18 protein-coding genes are annotated in these 17,288 nt (G+C 57.6%); 6 read left to right on the top strand and 12 right to left on the bottom strand.

The genetic code is table 11. The features are described 5' to 3' along the window. Nucleotides 1-10: 10 nt before the first annotated feature. The 4 genes from J2X66_RS06950 to J2X66_RS06935 all read left to right on the top strand — a co-directional run bounded on the left by J2X66_RS06950 (nt 11) and on the right by J2X66_RS06935 (nt 3,420). Nucleotides 11-820 carry a hypothetical protein gene (locus J2X66_RS06950; RefSeq protein ID WP_310262538.1) on the top strand — a complete coding sequence of 270 codons (810 nt, stop codon included), beginning with the start codon at nt 11-13 and terminating at the stop codon, nt 818-820. Nucleotides 821-1,037: 217 nt separating this feature from the next. Next, nucleotides 1,038-2,135 (top strand): hypothetical protein, encoded by a 1,098-nt coding sequence (locus J2X66_RS06945; RefSeq protein ID WP_310262536.1) that lies wholly within the window; start codon nt 1,038-1,040, stop codon nt 2,133-2,135. A 285-nt stretch (nt 2,136-2,420) separates the two neighbouring features. Continuing rightward, complete coding sequence (locus tag J2X66_RS06940; protein WP_310263072.1) at nt 2,421-2,975, top strand: lysozyme inhibitor LprI family protein; 555 nt, start codon at nt 2,421-2,423, stop codon at nt 2,973-2,975. 4 nt (nt 2,976-2,979) lie between these two features. Continuing rightward, nucleotides 2,980-3,420 carry a hypothetical protein gene (locus J2X66_RS06935; protein WP_310262533.1) on the top strand — a complete coding sequence of 147 codons (441 nt, stop codon included), beginning with the start codon at nt 2,980-2,982 and terminating at the stop codon, nt 3,418-3,420. 56 nt (nt 3,421-3,476) lie between these two features. Here J2X66_RS06935 and J2X66_RS06930 read toward each other — a convergent pair whose 3' ends face one another. Continuing rightward, complete coding sequence (locus J2X66_RS06930; protein WP_310262530.1) at nt 3,477-3,860, bottom strand: DUF6124 family protein; 384 nt, start codon at nt 3,858-3,860, stop codon at nt 3,477-3,479. 501 nt (nt 3,861-4,361) lie between these two features. On the opposite strand from J2X66_RS06930, the gene J2X66_RS06925 reads away from it, so the two are divergent. Continuing rightward, nucleotides 4,362-4,751, top strand: a complete 390-nt coding sequence (locus tag J2X66_RS06925) for a hypothetical protein (RefSeq protein ID WP_008030620.1) — start codon at nt 4,362-4,364, stop codon at nt 4,749-4,751. 78 nt (nt 4,752-4,829) lie between these two features. On the opposite strand, the gene J2X66_RS06920 is transcribed toward J2X66_RS06925, so the two are convergent. From J2X66_RS06920 to exbB, 6 genes are all read right to left on the bottom strand, one after another. After that, nucleotides 4,830-6,230 (bottom strand): HDOD domain-containing protein, encoded by a 1,401-nt coding sequence (locus J2X66_RS06920; protein ID WP_310262526.1) that lies wholly within the window; start codon nt 6,228-6,230, stop codon nt 4,830-4,832. Nucleotides 6,231-6,308: 78 nt separating this feature from the next. Continuing rightward, a complete protein-coding gene (gene recG / locus J2X66_RS06915; RefSeq protein WP_310262523.1) occupies nt 6,309-8,384 on the bottom strand; it encodes an ATP-dependent DNA helicase RecG in 2,076 nt (691 codons plus the stop codon). 9 nt (nt 8,385-8,393) lie between these two features. Further along, entirely contained in the window at nt 8,394-9,323 is a 930-nt protein-coding gene (locus tag J2X66_RS06910) for a hydrogen peroxide-inducible genes activator (protein WP_027926341.1), read from the bottom strand. Between the two features lie 200 nt (nt 9,324-9,523). After that, a complete protein-coding gene (locus J2X66_RS06905) occupies nt 9,524-10,273 on the bottom strand; it encodes an energy transducer TonB (RefSeq protein ID WP_310262518.1) in 750 nt (249 codons plus the stop codon). Then, a complete protein-coding gene (gene exbD, locus J2X66_RS06900; protein ID WP_310262515.1) occupies nt 10,270-10,698 on the bottom strand; it encodes a TonB system transport protein ExbD in 429 nt (142 codons plus the stop codon). The genes J2X66_RS06905 and exbD overlap by 4 nt, the downstream gene beginning before the upstream one ends. 6 nt (nt 10,699-10,704) lie before the next feature. Then, nucleotides 10,705-11,673 (bottom strand): tonB-system energizer ExbB, encoded by a 969-nt coding sequence (gene exbB / locus J2X66_RS06895; protein WP_310262511.1) that lies wholly within the window; start codon nt 11,671-11,673, stop codon nt 10,705-10,707. Nucleotides 11,674-11,862: 189 nt separating this feature from the next. Here exbB and J2X66_RS06890 point away from each other — a divergent pair, with 189 nt between their 5' ends. Beyond that, complete coding sequence (locus J2X66_RS06890) at nt 11,863-12,720, top strand: SDR family oxidoreductase (RefSeq protein WP_310262508.1); 858 nt, start codon at nt 11,863-11,865, stop codon at nt 12,718-12,720. A 141-nt stretch (nt 12,721-12,861) separates the two neighbouring features. Here J2X66_RS06890 and J2X66_RS06885 read toward each other — a convergent pair whose 3' ends face one another. The 5 genes from J2X66_RS06885 to gmk all read right to left on the bottom strand — a co-directional run bounded on the left by J2X66_RS06885 (nt 12,862) and on the right by gmk (nt 17,281). Then, on the bottom strand, nt 12,862-13,602 hold the full coding sequence (locus J2X66_RS06885; protein ID WP_310262505.1) for a hypothetical protein: 741 nt from the start codon (nt 13,600-13,602) through the stop codon (nt 12,862-12,864). Between the two features lie 58 nt (nt 13,603-13,660). Continuing rightward, nucleotides 13,661-14,041 (bottom strand): RidA family protein, encoded by a 381-nt coding sequence (locus tag J2X66_RS06880; RefSeq protein ID WP_003229509.1) that lies wholly within the window; start codon nt 14,039-14,041, stop codon nt 13,661-13,663. 25 nt (nt 14,042-14,066) lie between these two features. After that, entirely contained in the window at nt 14,067-16,172 is a 2,106-nt protein-coding gene (gene spoT, locus J2X66_RS06875; RefSeq protein WP_027926347.1) for a bifunctional GTP diphosphokinase/guanosine-3',5'-bis pyrophosphate 3'-pyrophosphohydrolase, read from the bottom strand. 57 nt (nt 16,173-16,229) lie between these two features. Next, complete coding sequence (gene rpoZ / locus J2X66_RS06870) at nt 16,230-16,493, bottom strand: DNA-directed RNA polymerase subunit omega (RefSeq protein WP_007894670.1); 264 nt, start codon at nt 16,491-16,493, stop codon at nt 16,230-16,232. 167 nt (nt 16,494-16,660) lie between these two features. Then, nucleotides 16,661-17,281, bottom strand: a complete 621-nt coding sequence (gene gmk / locus J2X66_RS06865; RefSeq protein WP_027926348.1) for a guanylate kinase — start codon at nt 17,279-17,281, stop codon at nt 16,661-16,663. Nucleotides 17,282-17,288 lie beyond the last annotated feature (7 nt).

Raw genomic sequence — 17,288 nt, 5'->3', positions numbered from 1 at the left:
TGTGAGTAAAATGAATACTGAAGCAGTAAAGATGAATGTTGAACTAGGCGCTCCGGTTGAAGCCTTGTTGGCGAAAAGCCCTTTGAAGTTTTCTTCTGATTGTTTAGATGCCGTCAATATGTGCTGGTACGAAATCAGGCGCGGAGGTAAGGATCAGGCATTAATGAATGTGACTGTAGTTCAGCCTGAGAGTATGTTTGAAATAGAAAAAGTTGTAGGCCTTGCTGTTGTTGTGGATAGCGAAGTTACTACGAATGTCGAAGAGTTCGTCGTGACACTTCGTGGATTACCAGACAACAGTTCCCATGAAGATAACAAAAAGCTTATCTATAAACTGATAACTGATCTTAAAGCGTCGGGCTGGAGAAAATACTATTTCCCATCTGATCCGAGGATTTCTGGTTCGGAGCTGGATAAGTTTGACTGGAAGAGCAGCGTATTCGGAGAAACCCCGCTCAGTCATCCGCGGTTTGATCCTGATCACGAAATGAGTTTGCCTGACTGGTTGGCAGGTGATGGGTTTTATGACTGGTATATGTATAGCGGTCAATACGTTACTCATGTGAAAGTACAGAGAAGAAACTCAGCTGATGATCCGTCTCGGACGGGTGTCTATCTTATTAAGATAGAGTTCAAATCTCTGGATAACTTTTGGAGGACGGACTTCGAGGAGGGCGTTAGACCAAGATGGAAAGAATTATTTCCTGCTCATTTACAGCAGCTTCTCAAGCGTCGTTCGGAAACAGAGATTCGAGCTGAAGCCGCCGGGGTAAAAATTGATGCAAGCTACAAAGCTCCGGAAATGGAGCAGATTAACTAAGCAAAAAAATGCGGGGCGCAATTAAAGTGAGGGCGGATTTATTTAATTGTGCTCGCCATTTTGTGGGGTGGTCGGTTTATGGCTATTTGGGGGCGATAAAGGGGCGGGGCTGTTATGTGCGTAAGGCACAAATAGATCTGTCCCCTTTGGCTTTGAAAACTGAGAGCTATGCAGAGCGTCGCACGCATTTTACTGAAATTTATCAGGTATTCTCCCAATGATTCGTAAATCTGATTACGCTACACTATTTGCATCAACTATCTTGCTTGTGGCAGTTCCGGTTGCTTGGGCGGGAGAAAGTAATGGAGTGCCTGCCAGTTCTAAAATTCTCAAATCTTTAAATGTGAATTTGATAGATGGGTTAAAGGATCAAAAGCTTTTGGTCCTGAAAGCGGAGCCAGGTGATGAAACACAACAGCTACTTGTAATCGCTGATGGGACTAAGCCGTCTGTGATCGTGGAGTCAAAATTAGCGTTACCAATAATAAAAAATACATATTCTCCTGCTAGCTACGATGGGTTTGATGTTGGTACTTTTACCGCAACGAAAAATGTTATCAATGCTGTGGATGTACAAGGTGAAACTGTTTCGTTGAAATACGCGTCTGTAAGTCCAGGAGAATATCTGTATTTAAAAACAACTGAAGAAGATAATGCGAAATATAATTTCAATTTACAGTTTCAGTATGATCTTCAATCGAAAAAAATGGTTCTTAAGAATTTGCTCCTTGTGACAAATAACGAAGCGTGTGACCGGTCGCTGTTAGGTGTGTACGCGTTACCGCTAGGTCGTTTTAGCTCGAAGTCGTTAGATGAATTTAATGGTGCTGATGCCTTCGAGTACTTGAAAACGCTGCACATAGAAAGTCAGTCTGAAAAAGGCAGTCGCGAAAAGCTTATGCCGGTCGATGTTAGCGATAATTTTGATAAGGCACTTGCGGCTTATAAGCAAGGTAATAAAGAGCAATTTAATGAGTTGATGGGTTACTTTATTGCTGGTGGTAGCGAAGACTCTATTTGCGCGCCTGAGACCTATGTTGTAGGCAAATACTATTTTTCAAAAAATCCAGGATGGTCGAATGATCTCGGATTTTTATTTGAACAGTCAGGTCATTATGGTGAGGCGGTTGAGCTGCTGAGTTATGTTGTTGTAAACAATCCAGATAGGATCGTCGCTTATTTAAATTTGGCTGATAGTTATTGGGGGGTTGGCAGAAAGGAGTTGGCTGCGGAAAACTACAAAAAATATCACTCGCTTATGGTCAAGTCTGGAAAGACTGAAAAAATTCCAAAACGGGTAATTGAACGAAGCTGAGCAGTATCGAGAAGGGGCGGATTTATTTATAGCTCTAAATGTGCTCTATAAATAAACTCGCCCCTTATACTGTTATCTCAATGGGTAATGAGTTTCGGTTGCTAACGATCAAAGAGTTGTAATCGCCGCTGCTTGATTAAGGATGATTAGATGAACCCTTTTTTCATTCGGCCCGTGCCGAGTGTTTTTTTACTTTTATCTCTGGCTTGCGCCTGCTTACTCGGATCAGTAATCGTCTTTCCTACTCAATCGGCGTTGGCCAAAAACCAGCAAACTGTCGAGGAAATGCATTCGCCGGTGGTGTCGGCTTATGCCCAGGAAACCTGCAACCACGAAAGTTTTACCAATCCCGATTTGATCCTTTGCGGTCAGCAAAGCCTCGAAAAAGTCGATGCCTTGTTGAATGAGCAATACAAGAAAGCAATGGCCAGTTTGTCTCCCGCAGACAAGAAGCAACTGACCGATGTACAAAGAAAGTGGGTGCGCTTTAAAGAAGCGTATTGCGAGGATATCTACCAGTCCGCTTTGCCGGGAGCGGAAGCGCCTATCGAAAATCTTGCGTGTTTGGCACGTGCAACCAATGCCCGGTTGGGCGAGCTCATTTATCTACAGACAGGGCTGCCAAATGATGGCTTTTACAAAGCTGCATCGTTGATGGCAGGGCAGGATCGCGAAAGCGGCTTGAAGGCCTCGATCAATCTGCTGGGAGGGAGTGAATTCGACGACCCGATTTGGAAGCAATATGCGGACGGGCAGTGCGATATGAGTTTCCGTCTGTTACGGGAAGACCTCGCCTATTGCGCTGTCCGAATGCGCTTTCAGTTGCCCATGAACCGCTAAAGGAATGACCGGTTTGAAATTTTTGTCTTCGTTTTTTTTACCCCTGCTAATCCTTTGTCCGCTGGCGGCTCACAGCGAAGTCACAACAGAGGTCTATTGCTTCCGTTCGCAGGAAGGCAAAAGCATCAATTTTGAGTTCAGAACCTATTACGACTCGGTCGCCAAGTGGGGTGGGGCGGGGGTTAAGTACAGCAAATCGAAGAAGGCCATTGCTCTTGTCCATCGGAACACTGAGCATGAAGTCATGACTGAAGATGGGCCCTATCAGTTCACGACGACGTGGATAGAAGTGGCTGACGGTGCGCTGACGGGGGAGTATGAAATGGTCAGTCAGGGTGCCCGGATTTATGGAATGACTTATATGAACTATAAATCCGGAAAGAAGTATTCGTTTGAGCAAGATATCAGTATGGATTCGCCACCAGAGACTGGTTGTCAGTGGTGAGTCAGGGATCATCAAGAAAGGGGACTTAACGTCCCCTTTTTCTATTCGCGGTTCCGCTACACCTTCGCCCGATGCTCCGCCGGATCCGGCGAATCAATATGATCCAGCGCTCGCTCCACTAACAGATGCACACCGACCGCCATTCTGCTGAGTGCCAGTGCGACGGAGCGACGTGAGCCTTCTACGCTGTCGGCCAGGTCGGCGGCGATGGCGCTGATGGACAGCAGGTCTTCCGAAGCGTTGGCCAGGATTGTTTCGGTGTGGAGGTCGGGAGCGACGATGAAGAGATCGCCATTGCGACGTTTAGGTTTTTTATCCGCAGGTGCGCCGAGGTGAAGATCTAGGGCGCGCTCGGCGGCTTCGTGGAGTTTTTTCGAATCGAAGGATTCGTAGGGGGATGTGTCTTCGTGTTCTGGAGGATTGGGTGTTGGCTTGATCATTGGTATGTCCCGATATGTGTTTTGGATGTGACTGTGTCCTCTTCGCTTGCATTCGAATGAGGGTGGCAGCCGTGCGCAGGTGTGCAAGACCGGGCATATCGGACCCCGGCAGACCCCAAAGGGACCTCCCACGCACAGCCGCCATAAATCGTTTACAGCGAGCATGAAAACGCTCGATGTTCGGATCGGCGATTGTGCGGCGATATGTACCGGACTTGCACGTCCGTGTCACCGTTTTTGCGGTAACGAACAAAGACTATCGGTGAAGCCCAGGGCTGCCTAGTTCACGAACAGCACCGCGTGTTGAAGGAAATATCCGATGGACTCGAGCGTAGAAAGATCAAAATATCTTCGCTTTTAAACAGTTGGTTTCGTCAATGACTTGGTAGTCATCAGCGTCAAAAAGACCTGCATCTTCTTCTAACGCAACCAGACAGTGGCGTTCTTGCTTGAAGCCGCTACACTGCGCCGGCCGTTCATTTTCCTTTTGAGGCTGTGCGCATGAAATTTCGTTTTCTTCTGTGGATGCTGGGTTTGTTGATGGGTAAGGCCAGTCGGACTAATCCTGCGTTTCAGCAGCAGTTGGGTGACAAGGAATTGGTGTTTCAACTACAGACCCTGGACGGGAAGGTGGCGCGGCATTTCTTTGTGAAGGATCAACGCATCACCAGTAAGTCCGGCGTGTATGCCGAGCCGGCGTTTGCGATCGCGTTCAAGGATGCGGCGTATGGCTTTGCCACGATGCAGGCGAAGAACAAGCAGTTGGCGTTTATGACGGGGATTCAGGACAAGTCGATTCAGATCAAGGGCAATCCGGCGCTGGTGATCTGGTTTCAGGGGTTGACCAAGTATTTGAAGCCTAGGAAGGCTAAGGCTAAAGCCAAGGTTTGAGGTGGTCAGGTAGACCGAGTTGAATTCTTCGCGAGCAAGCCCGCTCCCACATTTGATCGAGTGTGGGAGCGGGTTTTTTTATGCTTGGCTGAATTGCGAAGCCAGTTCGCGCAGCAGGACTTCAGCTTCGAGGACTTTACTCACGACGTCGTTGGCTTTGTCGCGGCTCAGGCCTACGCGCTCCAGCAAGGCATCAGGGATGTCTTCATCCGGCCCAGAGCCGATGCCGCGGCTGCGCAGCAGGCGTACGGCCAGGCAGACGAGGTTCGGGTATTCAGCGTAGGCGCCGTCGTAGGTTGGGTCGTGCTGGAAGCGCAGCGCCGTGGCGAGTTCTTCGGGCATGTCCCAGTAGCGCATCAGCCACGAACCGATCTGTTCGCGGCTGATGCCGAGCAGGTGTTGCTCGACGTAGCTGTGGCACAGGTGCTGGTTGACTTCCAGGTGGCGGCAGATCAGCGAGAAGTGCGGCGGGAAGACGTGGGCCAGCAGCAAGTAGCCGAAGTTGTGCAGCAGGCCGGCGAGGTAGGTCAGGCCGGCTTCCGGGCGCTGGGCGCGCGGCATGGCGCGGGTCAGGCCTTCGATGACGGCGGCGGTGTAGATCGACTGCTGCCAGTACGGCGTGGCGTGTTGCGGGTGATCCTTGGGCAGGCTCAGGGTTTTGCCCAAGGCCAGGCCCAGCGCGAGGTTGATCACCAGGTCGAAACCCAGGACCCGCACAATCGCGTCTTCTACTGAGCGAATCTTGCCCGGTGAGGCGTAGTACGGCGACGCGGCCCAGCTGACGACTTGCGCGGCCAGCGCCGGGTCGGTTTCGACGACGCCGGTGATGTCGTCAATGGTGGCGTTGGGGTCGACGCGCAGCTTGATGATTTTCTGTGCGGTCTCGGCCAGCGGCGGAATCTCGATGGTCTCTTCCAGGCGTTGCTGGATGCGTCGCGCGGTGAACACTTGGACGGCCTGGGTGATTTCCTTGCGGTCATCGTCGGGGCGGTCGAGGTTGGGGCGGATGCTGGTCAGGTTCTCGCCGAAGTTGGCGGCGCTGGCCTTGGTCAGCATGGTCTTGAAATCTTCGCTGGTGATTTCCAGCAGCAGGCCCGGCTCGCCCGAGTTGATCAGCAACTTCGGTTGGCGCAGCAGGCTTTCTTCGTACAGGCACGGCGAACTGGTCAGCGCCGGCAGGCCGGGCAGCAGGCTCAGGCTGTGTTTGCCGAGCATTTTCACCAGGCGTTCGGTGGGTACGGCAGTGAGGCGGCGGCCGGTCAGTTCGGCGAGGCGATTGAGGTCCAGCAATTGGCTTTGTGGGAACAGCACCATCAGCGCGCCGACGGCGTCGTCCAGCAACACAGCCTGTACTTTGCGCGAGGCGTTCAAGCCGTGGTGGTCCAGCACTTCTTCGTAGGCAATGCCCAGCTTGCCCAGCAGCAACCGAATAACAGACGGAGCGTGCAGGGGTTCCGGGGCGAGGGCAGCTTCAGTCATGGTCTGTATCCGTATTCAAACAATTGCAGGAGTATAACCAGCTTGTTTAAAAGCATCGTCCCCAAACTGCGACGGTGCTCACACTTGGCCGTATTGCTGCCCATGGCGCAGCCAGCGGTCGAGCAGCGGGCTGACGTGGTCCGGCCAGCGCTCCAGCAATGCCTGGGCGGCGTCGCGCACGGCGGGCAATAAATCGGCATCACGCATCAGGTCGGCGACCTTGAATTGCAGCAGGCCGGTCTGGCGCGTGCCGAGCATTTCGCCGGGGCCGCGCAGTTCGAGGTCCTTTTCGGCGATGACAAAACCGTCGTTGGTTTCACGCATGATACCGAGCCGTTGACGACCGATTTGCGACAGCGGCGGATGGTAAAGCAGCACGCAATGGCTGGCCGCGCTGCCTCGACCGACACGGCCACGCAACTGGTGCAATTGCGCGAGGCCGAGGCGTTCAGGGTTTTCGATGATCATCAGGCTGGCGTTCGGGACGTCGACGCCGACTTCGATCACGGTGGTCGCAACCAGCAGTTGCAGGTTGCCGGCCTTGAATTCGGCCATCACGGCGGCTTTTTCCACCGGCTTCATACGGCCGTGAATCAGCCCGACCTTCAACTCGCCGAGGGCGGCGGTGAGGTCTTCGTAAGTGGTTTCGGCGGCCTGGCAGGTCAGCTCTTCCGACTCTTCAATCAGCGTGCACACCCAATAGGCCTGACGCCCTTCGGCGCAGGCGCCGCGCACCCGTTCGATGACTTCAACGCGTCGGGTGTCGGTGATCAACACAGTGTTGACCGGCGTCCGGCCGGGCGGCAGTTCGTCGAGGATCGAGGTGTCGAGGTCGGCGTAGGCGCTCATGGCCAGCGTTCGTGGAATCGGTGTGGCGGTCATGATCAGTTGATGCGGGCACATGCGCCCGCCGACGCCTTTCTGCCGCAACGCCAGACGCTGCTGCACGCCGAAGCGGTGTTGTTCGTCGATGATCACCAGGGCGAGGTTCTTGAACTGCACTTCGTCCTGGAACAGCGCGTGGGTGCCGACCACCATCGGCGTGCCGCTGGCGATCTGTTCCAGCGCGGCCACGCGGTTCTTGCCCTTGAGTTTGCCGGCCAGCCACGCGACTTCAATGCCCAGCGGTTCGAGCCAGCGCTTGAAGGTGATGAAATGCTGCTCGGCGAGGATTTCGGTGGGCGCCATCAAGGCAACCTGATAACCGGCCTCCAGCGCCTGAAGCGCGGCGAGGGCGGCGACCACGGTTTTGCCCGCGCCGACGTCGCCCTGAATCAGCCGCAGCATCGGTTCGTGCTGGCTCAGGTCGTAGGCGATTTCGTTGCCGACCCGTTGCTGGGCGCCGGTTGGCGTAAAGCCCAGATTGGCCAGATATTGGGCCGGCAGTCGGGTGGCTTTCGGCATGGCCGGCGCGCGCAGGGAACGCATGCTTTCGCGCAGACGTTGCTGGGACAGCTGATGGGTCAGGAGTTCTTCGAAGGCCAGACGGTGCTGCGCCCAGTGATGGCCGAGGGCGAGTTCATCGACATCGGCGTCGGCGGGCGGGTGATGCAGGTAGCGGATCGCATCGGCCAGCGGTGCCAGCTGATAGTCCCGGGCCAGTTCGGTCGGCAGCCAGTCGGGCAGACTGGTCGGGCCGAGCATGGTCAGGGTTTGCATGCATAACTGGCGCAAACGCTGCTGGGTCAGGCCTTCGGTGAGCGGGTACACCGGGGTCAGGGTTTCATCCACCGGCGGCGGCTCGTCACCGGTAATGGCGCGGTATTCCGGGTGGTAGATTTCCAGACCCGACGCACCGGGCCGCGCTTCGCCGTAGCAGCGAATCCGCGTGCCGCGTTTGAGGCCTTCTTTCTGTGCATTGCTGAAATGGTAGAAGCGCAGGCTGAGCCCGCCGGTGCCGTCTTGCAGGCGCACGACGAGGCTGCGGCGACGGCCCATGACCACGTCGGCACCGCTGACGGTGCCTTCGATCACGGCATCTTGCCCCGGTCGCAAATGGCCAATCGGGACCACGCGAGTGCGGTCCTGATAGCGCAGCGGCAGGTGAAACAGTACGTCCTGAAGATTCTCCAGGCCGACCTTGGCCAGCTTCTCGGCCATGGCCTCGCCGACACCCTTGAGTGCCGTCACCGACACTTGCGACAACTCGGTCATGACAGCAACTTACGCCGCCACCACCGGCACGGACGGCTTGGCCACCGAGCACAGGCGAATGGAGTCAGCGAGGATTTCAATCGCCTTCGGCCGCGGGAAGCTGGCGCGCCAGGCGATGGCCACGGTGCGGAACGGCACCGGCGGCGTCAGTGGGCGCACTTCGATCACGCCGGGGGCGTAGTGATGGCTGTCGACGGCCGACAGTGGCAGGATCGAGATGCCGAGGCCGGAAGCGACCATGTGGCGAATGGTTTCCAGGGAGCTGGATTCCACTGTGGTGTGCTTGGCGCCGTCGTTGCCTTTGGTCAGGGTCGGGCAGGCTTCCAGCACTTGATCGCGGAAGCAGTGGCCTTCGCCGAGCAGCAGGAGGCTCTTGTCGTTGAGCAGGCTGGCGTCGATGGATTCTTTTTGGGTCCACGGGTGCTGGGCCGGCATCAGGACGTAGAACGGCTCGTCGTAGAGCTGCAGGGTCAGGACGTCGGCTTCGTTGAACGGCAGGGCGATGATGATCGCGTCGAGCTCGCCGTTGCGCAGTTTGTCGCGCAGCACGTGGGTGAAGTTTTCTTCGATGTACAACGGCATCTGCGGGGCGACCCGGTGCAGTTGCGGAATCAGGTGCGGGAACAGGTACGGGCCGACGGTGTAGATGGCGCCGACTTTCAGCGGGGCAGTCAGCTGGTTTTTACCGGCCTGGGCCAGTTCGCGGATGCCTTGGGCCTGTTCCAGGACTTTTTGCGCCTGGGCCACGATGCCTTCACCGACCGGGGTCAGGCGCACGGCGCTCTTGCTGCGCTCGAAAATCAGCACACCGAGTTCGTCTTCAAGCTTTTTCACGCCCACCGACAGGGTCGGCTGACTGACGTGGCAACGCTCGGCCGCGTGGCCGAAATGCTGCTCTTGGGCGAGGGTAACGATGTAGCGTAATTCTGTGAGAGTCATAGCAAGCGTCCATGAAGTTGCGCGCCAAGCATAACGGCTGCAATCGATAGACGCACGTTATCAGAGTGAGTGTGTTGAGTGACACCGGGTAATGCGTGTTTGCCGCTGGCAGATACGCGAAAGGCACCTTTCGGTGCCTTATCGCGGACATTCCTGCTGGGGGAGAACCCTGTGGGAGCGAGCTTGGCTCGGTATTGCTTCTAGCGGCGGCGTTTGTCTATGGAATACAGGAACGGGGCCGTGATTTCGATAGTGCCGTTGGTGAGCATGTCAGCCGGTGGCTTGGGCAGCGGCTGGGCGTCACGGATCATTTGCAAGGTGGCGCGGTCCAGATCGGAATTGCCGGAAGGGCTCTCCAGTTGGAATGACAACACATTCCCTTGCGCATCCACGACAAAGCGCAAACGGTTTACGCCTTCCTTGTTCCGCAGCCGTGCAGCGTCCGGGTATTTCTTGTGTTTGGCGAGGTGAGCGAGCAATTCGCTTTGCCAGCTGGCCTTGGCAGCCTGCTGCGCCGGCGATGGACCCGGTGCCGGTTGTGCGGATTGTTCGGTAGGCGCCTGAGTCGGTTGCGCGTCGCTCGGTTTTGCCTCGGACGGCTTTTCCTTCGGCGGCTCCGGCTTCTTCTCCACTGGCTTGGGCGGTTGCGGCTTGGGCTTGGGCTTGACCGGCTTGGGCACGGCAATCTCGGCTTTCGGCGCTTCAGCCAGTTTCGGGATCGGCAATTCTTCCACCGGGGCCGGTGGCTGCGGCGGCGTGATGACCTTCGGCGGCGCAGGCGGTGGCGGTGCCGGGACCGGTGCCAGCTCAACCATCATGGCCTGCGGCGGCAATTCGATCGGCGGGCGCGACGTCCAGTTCAGCGCCAGCGCGATGGCCAGTGCATGAACGCCCAGCACCACGGCCAGGCTCGCGCTGTAACGCGTCAGTTTATGGCGCGTCGTGATCATTTCTTGACTGCCGACTCAAGCCCGACCAGCCCCACCTTCAGGTAACCGGCGGAGCGCAGGTTGTCCATCACGCTCATCAGGTCGCCGTAATCCACACCTTTATCGGCCTGGAAGAAGATCGTTGTGTCTTTCTTGCCCTTTGTCTTGGCGTCCAGTGTGGCGCCGAGGGCTTCGGCCTTCACTTCGTCTTCACCGAGGAACAGGCGCTGGTCAGCCTTGACGCTGAGGAACACCGGTTTCTCTGGTCGCGGCGCCGGCTTGGCGGTGGAGGCGGGCAGGTCGACCTTGATGTCCACGGTGGCCAGCGGGGCGGCCACCATGAAGATGATCAACAGCACCAGCATCACGTCGATGAACGGAGTGACGTTGATCTCGTGGTTCTCGGCCAGATCGTCGTCTGCGCCTTCTCTCAAATGCAAGCCCATGGCGGATTACCCTACTTTGACCATGTGCGGTTGCATGGAGCGCTCGGTGGTTGGCAGGTGATCGAGGTCACGGCTGACCAGCAGCAGGACTTCAGCCGAAGCGTCGGACACTTGAGCCTTGTAGCCGGCGATGGAGCGGGCGAAGACGTTGTAGATCACTACGGCCGGGATGGCGGCAACCAGACCCAGCGCGGTCGCCAGCAGGGCTTCGGCGATGCCGGGTGCGACAACGGCGAGGTTGGTGGTCTGGGTTTTTGCGATGCCGATGAAGCTGTTCATGATGCCCCACACGGTGCCGAACAGGCCCACGAACGGCGCGGTGGAACCGATGGTGGCGAGGACGCCGGTGCCGCTGCTCATGTTGCGACCGCACGCCGCGACCAGGCGCTCGAGGCGGAAGGCAACACGTTCCTTGATGCCTTCTTTCTCGCGGCTGTTGACCGACAGGCGCATTTCTTCCAGGGCGTCATGCACCAACAGGTTGGCGAGGGTGCCTTGCTGGGTGGCGCTCGCGCTGGCTTCTTTAAGGGTGGTGGCTTTTTTCAGGTGGACGATTTCGCTGCGCAGGCGACGCTTGGCGCCCATCAGCTCAAGGCCTTTGGCGATCCAGATGGTCCAGGTGATGATCGAAGCAATGGCCAGACCGATCATCACGATTTTCACGATAATATCGGCGTTCTGGTACATGCCCCACGGCGACAGGTCGTGGGCCATGCCCAGGGAGTTGTCAGCTTCGAGCACTTCAGGGGCGTCTTCAGCAGCGACAGCCTGAGCCGGATCGGTCGCGGTTGGCGCGGCGACAGGGGGCGCGTGATCGGCGAGTGCTGGAGTCGCGGCGGCAACCGGCGTGGCCGGTGCTTGTGCGTCAGCGAATGCGGCGGTCGGCGCGAGCATCAGGCTCAGCAGCAGAGCGGCCACTGCGCTCCAGGCGCGAGGTCGTTTGGTTGGCGAAGCGGAGAATTGATTGCGTGTCATGCTGGCCGGACCTGAGAGAAAAAGACGGTTAATGTTCTTCCAGGCCTCGCGAGGCCGAGAACAAAAGTGGCGTGTATTATTGCAATTAATTCTTGTTAACAAAAGTAATAGAGTCTCTTTTTTTCCTGCATTACTAGCCGCTCGTCTTGTGCCGGCGCTAGTCTGTGGCTTTCCGATAGGAGTTTTTCGATGTCCACACCCTCAGTTTTGATCGCCGGTTGCGGTGATGTCGGCAGTCGCCTGGCCACGCAATTGGTGGCTGGCGGGTGGGAGGTCCATGGCCTGAGACGTGACGTTTCACGCCTGCCCGAGGGCGTCATTGGCGTTGCCGGCGACTTGTTCAAAGAGGACTGCCCCGAAACCTGGCCTATCGGCGCGGTGGATTACCTGGTGTATTGCGCGGCGGCTACCGATCACGATGAAGCCGGTTATCGCGCTGCTTATGTGCAGGGCTTGCAGCATGTGCTGGAGTGGCTGAACGACTACGGCCAAGAGCCGGAACGGCTGCTGTTTGTGTCCAGCAGCAGTGTGTATGGCCAGAAGGAGGGCGAGTGGGTCGACGAGACTTCGCCGACCGTTGCGACCGGTTATTCGGGTCGATTGATGCTGGAGGCGGAGCAGGTGGCACTGCAAAGCGGCATCCCGGCGAGCATTTTGCGCTTGACCGGCATCTACGGGCCTGGCCGCGAATGGCTGCTGACTCAGGTTCGCCGCGGTTATCGCGTGGCCGTCGATCCACCGTTGTACGCCAACCGTATTCACGCGGACGATGCGGCGGGGTTGATGGCGCATTTGCTGGAAGCGGATCGTCGTGGTGTGGCGCTGGATAACGTCTATATCGGCGTCGATGATGCGCCTGCACCGTTGGCCGAAGTGGTGGGCTGGTTGCGCGAGTATCTGGGCGTGACGCAGTGGGATGAAGACTCGAGCGTGCGGCGCACGGGCAGCAAGCGTTGCAGTAATGCGCGGGCCAAAGCCTTGGGCTGGACGCCGAAGTACCCAAGTTTTCGCGAAGGCTACGCCGCCATCCTGGAAGGCCGTTGCTAACTTCCGGTCACACTAAACCAAATGTGGGAGCGGGCTTGCTCGCGAAAGCGGTGTAACAGTCAACGATGATGTTGAATGTTACGGCCCCTTTCGCGAGCAAGCCCGCTCCCACATTTGATCTTCGTTGTAGCTGAGATCGGGTTACTGCTTTTCCAGCAACCACTTGCGATCACCCGGGGTGAACTGCGGCATTTCGTCAGCCTGTGCGGTGTTCACCGCCTGGAAAATTTCCAGCTCCTTGCCCTTGCGCGCAAAGATCCAGGTGTTGCCTTGGCCGTTCAGTTGCAGCCACATGTTGTCGTTGCCGCCGCTCATCGACGCGCAATCGCCCGCCAGGCACAAGGCATAGCGGTCTGCGCCGGGCAGGCCGGCCACCTGGCCGTCGGCCTGGAATTGCACGGTATTGCCTTCACCCGGGCCGCTGACAATATTCCAGCTGCCACCCATGTAATCCGTATACAGCGCGCGTTCGAAGCTCGCGCCCACCGGTGCACCTTCCGGTACCTGGATCTGCGCGCGGTCGAAGACCTGGGCGGGTTCGCTATCGAGTGCTGCCTGGCGCAGTTGCTTGCCGTCGCGTTTCAACTCACTAGCGGAACTGCCATAAAACTCGATTTTCCAGGCGCCGGACTCTTCGCCCAGCAGCTTGCCGTCGACGTTTTCAAAACCGTTGGTGTAGCGGGCCTGACCGGCCTTGGTGTTGACGTCCCATTCCAGGTTCGGGCCATAGGCCTGGAGCGCTTCGCGCAGGGGAGCGCCTTTGGCGGCAGCATCGATCGCCACCTGATTGATCCAGGTGCCGCTGATGTCACGATCGGCAGGGTTGCTGGCACAACCGCCCAAGAGTAGGGCGACCAGCGAGAGGGCTAGCGCATGGCGCATGGTGGAATCCTTTCAAGACAAGATCGGCGCAGCCTTTAAGAAGGCTGCGCCGGACGCATTACTCGATGACCAGAATGGCATCCATCTCAACTTGCGAACCCTTTGGCAGGGCAGCCACGCCGATGGCGGCACGGGCAGGGTAAGGCTGGTCAAAGTACTTGCCCATGATCTCGTTGACCTTGGCGAAGTGGCTCAGGTCGGTGAGGAAGATGTTCAGCTTGACGATGTCTTTGAACGAACCACCGGCCGCTTCGGCCACGGCTTTGAGGTTCTCGAACACCTGGACAGTCTGGGCTTCGAAGCCTTCAACCAGTTCCATGGTTTTTGGGTCCAGAGGAATCTGACCCGACATGTAAACAGTGTTGCCAGCCTTGATCGCCTGGGAGTAAGTACCGATGGCAGCCGGGGCCTTGTCGCTGGTGATAACAGTCTTGGTCATGAATGACTCCTTGTAAGAGTGGGCTTTACGCACGCATGCGGGTGATGCGAATCACCCCGGTCAAGGCACGCAGTTTCTTGATCACGCGAGCCAGGTGCACGCGGTCGTGCACGCTGACCACCAGTTGGACCACGCTGATGCGACCATCGCGTTCGTCCATGCTGATTTTTTCGATATTGCCGTCGGCCGCGTTGACGCTGCTGGCCAGCAGGGCGATCAGGCCGCGCTGATGTTCCAGCTCGACGCGCAGCTCGACGTTGAATTCGCCGGTGACATCCTTGGCCCACGAGAGCTGGATGCATTTTTCCGGGTTGTGGCGGATTTCGCTGATATTGCGGCAGTTGTCCAGGTGCACAACCATGCCTTTGCCTGCGGACAGGTGGCCGACAATCGGGTCGCCCGGGATCGGCGTGCAGCACTTGGCGTAACTGAGAACCAGGCCTTCGGTGCCGCGAATCGCCAGCGGACCTTCCGGACTTGGCAGCTGTTCGCCTTCGCCAAGCAGGCGGCGGGCGACCACGTAAGCCATGCGATTGCCCAGGCCGATGTCTTCGAGCAGGTCTTCGATCAGTTCGAGGCGGTACTCGGCCAGCATCGCCGTAACTCGCTCGGGCTGGATTTTTTCCAGCGAACTGTCGAAGCCGTTCAGCACCTTGTTCAGCAGGCGTTCGCCGAGGCTGATGGATTCGGAGCGGCGTTGCAGTTTCAGTGCATGGCGGATGTGTGTCCGCGCCTTGCCCGTGACCACGAAGTTGAGCCACGCCGGGTTCGGCCGGGCACCGGGAGCGCTGACGATCTCGACCGTGGAGCCGCTTTGCAGCGGTTCGGACAGCGGTGCGAGGCGACGATTGATCCGGCAAGCGATGCAGCTGTTGCCCACGTCCGTGTGCACCGCGTAAGCGAAGTCGACCGCCGTGGAGCCTTTGGGCAGCTCCATGATCCGGCCTTTGGGCGTGAACACGTAGACCTCGTCCGGGAACAGGTCGATCTTCACGCTCTCGATGAATTCCAGCGAGTTGCCGGCCCGTTGCTGCATTTCCAGCACGCCTTTGACCCACTGGCGAGCGCGGGCGTGAGTGCCTTTTGGCTGCTCGTCGCCGCTGGATTTGTACAGCCAATGGGCGGCGATGCCGTTGTTGGCCATCTCTTCCATTTCACGGGTGCGGATCTGAATCTCGATCGGAACGCCGTGCATGCCGAACAACGTGGTGTGCAATGACTGATAGCCGTTGGCCTTGGGGATCGCGATGTAATCCTTGAAACGACCCGGCAACGGTTTGTACAAATTATGCACAGCGCCCAGCACGCGGTAGCAGGTGTCGACCTTGTCGACGATGATCCGGAACGCATAGACGTCCATGATCTCGTTGAACGCCCGACGCTTGCCGCGCATTTTTTTGTAGATGCCGTAGAGGTGTTTCTGGCGACCGCTGACCTCGCCCTGAATGCCGTCGACGGCCAGGCAGTGGCTGAGGGATTCTTCGATCTTGTTGACGATTTCCTTGCGGTTGCCCCGGGCGCGCTTGACGGCCTGGTTGATCCGCGCGGAACGCATCGGGTGCATGGCCTTGAAGCCGAGGTCTTCGAATTCTATGCGGATGGCGTGCATGCCCAGCCGGTTGGCAATGGGCGCATAGATTTCCAGGGTTTCCTTGGCGATCCGCCGGCGTTTTTCACCGGACAGGACTTCCAGCGTGCGCATGTTGTGCAGGCGGTCGGCGAGCTTGACCAGGATCACGCGAATGTCGCGTGCCATGGCCATGGCCATTTTCTGGAAGTTTTCGGCCTGGGCTTCGGCTTTGGTCTCGAAGTTCATCTGGGTCAGTTTGCTGACCCCGTCGACCAGTTCGGCTACGGTTTCACCGAACTGCGCTTGCAGCGCTTCTTTGGCAATACCGGTGTCTTCGATCACGTCATGCAGCATCGCGGCCATCAGGCTCTGATGGTCCATGTGCATGTCGGCAAGAATATTCGCCACGGCAAGAGGGTGCGTGACGTACGCCTCACCGCTACGGCGGCGTTGACCGTCGTGAGCTTGTTCGGCGTAGAAGTACGCTCGGCGAACCAGGTTGACCTGGTCCTTGCCGAGGTAGGTCGATAAGCGATCGGCGAGGGCGTCTATGCTCGGCATGATAACTCCTGCCGTTCGCTGTGACCCCGCGCCGTGCTACGTCGACCAGGCATAGGCTTAGACGGCCTCGTTGGACTCGTCCTCGAACGCTGCGAACAGCGGTTCGTCTTCGACGATTTCAGCGTTGGCGATGAACTCGTAGCTCATCAGGCCTTCAGCGATTTCACGCAGCGCTACAACGGTAGGCTTGTCGTTTTCCCACTGTACCAGTGGCTCTTTGCCGCCGGTGGCCAGTTGACGGGCACGCTTGGTGGACAGCATGACCAGTTCAAAACGGTTTTCCACGTGGTTCAGGCAGTCTTCAACGGTTACGCGGGCCATGGTATTCCTCGGAGCGAATGCAATATGCGCGCTGCCCGGGTGGGCGAGCGGACTGAACAGTTTAAAAAATCACCAGCGATTAGGGAAGCGCTGATTTTTTGACCAAGCCCTTCAACGCGCTGCAAGTGCCAATGTAAAGCCCTTGCAGCGGTTTTGGGAAGTGCTGTTTAGCCGAGCAATTCAGCCAGCAGCCTGCCGAAACGCACCTGTTGGCGCTTCTGCTGCAATTGATTGGCACGGAAAATCGCCTTCAGGTCATCCAGCGCGTGGGAGAAATCGTCATTGATGATCAGGTAGTCGTACTCGACATAGTGGCTCATTTCGTTGACGGCTTCGCGCATCCGGCCGGCAATGATCTCGTCGCTGTCTTGGCCGCGGTTGGTCAGGCGCTGGTGCAAGGCTTGCAGCGATGGCGGCAGAATGAAGATCGAACGCGCCTGGGGCATTAGCTTGCGCACTTGTTCCGCGCCTTGCCAGTCGATTTCCAGAATCAGGTCGTGGCCTTCGTCCAGCGTCTGCTGCAGATGGCTTTGCGAGGTACCGTAGAAGTTGCCGAATACTTCGGCGCGCTCCAGGAAATCACCGTGCTCGCCCATTTTCACAAAGGCTTCGCGGGTCACGAAGTGATAGTTCACGCCGTCCACTTCACCCGGACGCATGGCGCGGGTGGTGTGGGAAATCGATACGCGAATCTCCGGGTTGGTGTCGGTCAGAGCCTTGACCAGGCTGCTCTTGCCCGCACCCGAAGGGGCGGAAATGATGTACAGGGTGCCGGTGCTGTGGGTCATGTCGGGT

Source organism: Pseudomonas sp. 3296, assembly GCF_031456615.1.
Lineage (GTDB): Bacteria > Pseudomonadota > Gammaproteobacteria > Pseudomonadales > Pseudomonadaceae > Aquipseudomonas > Aquipseudomonas mucoides.
This window is presented reverse-complemented; position numbering and strand designations above follow the sequence as displayed.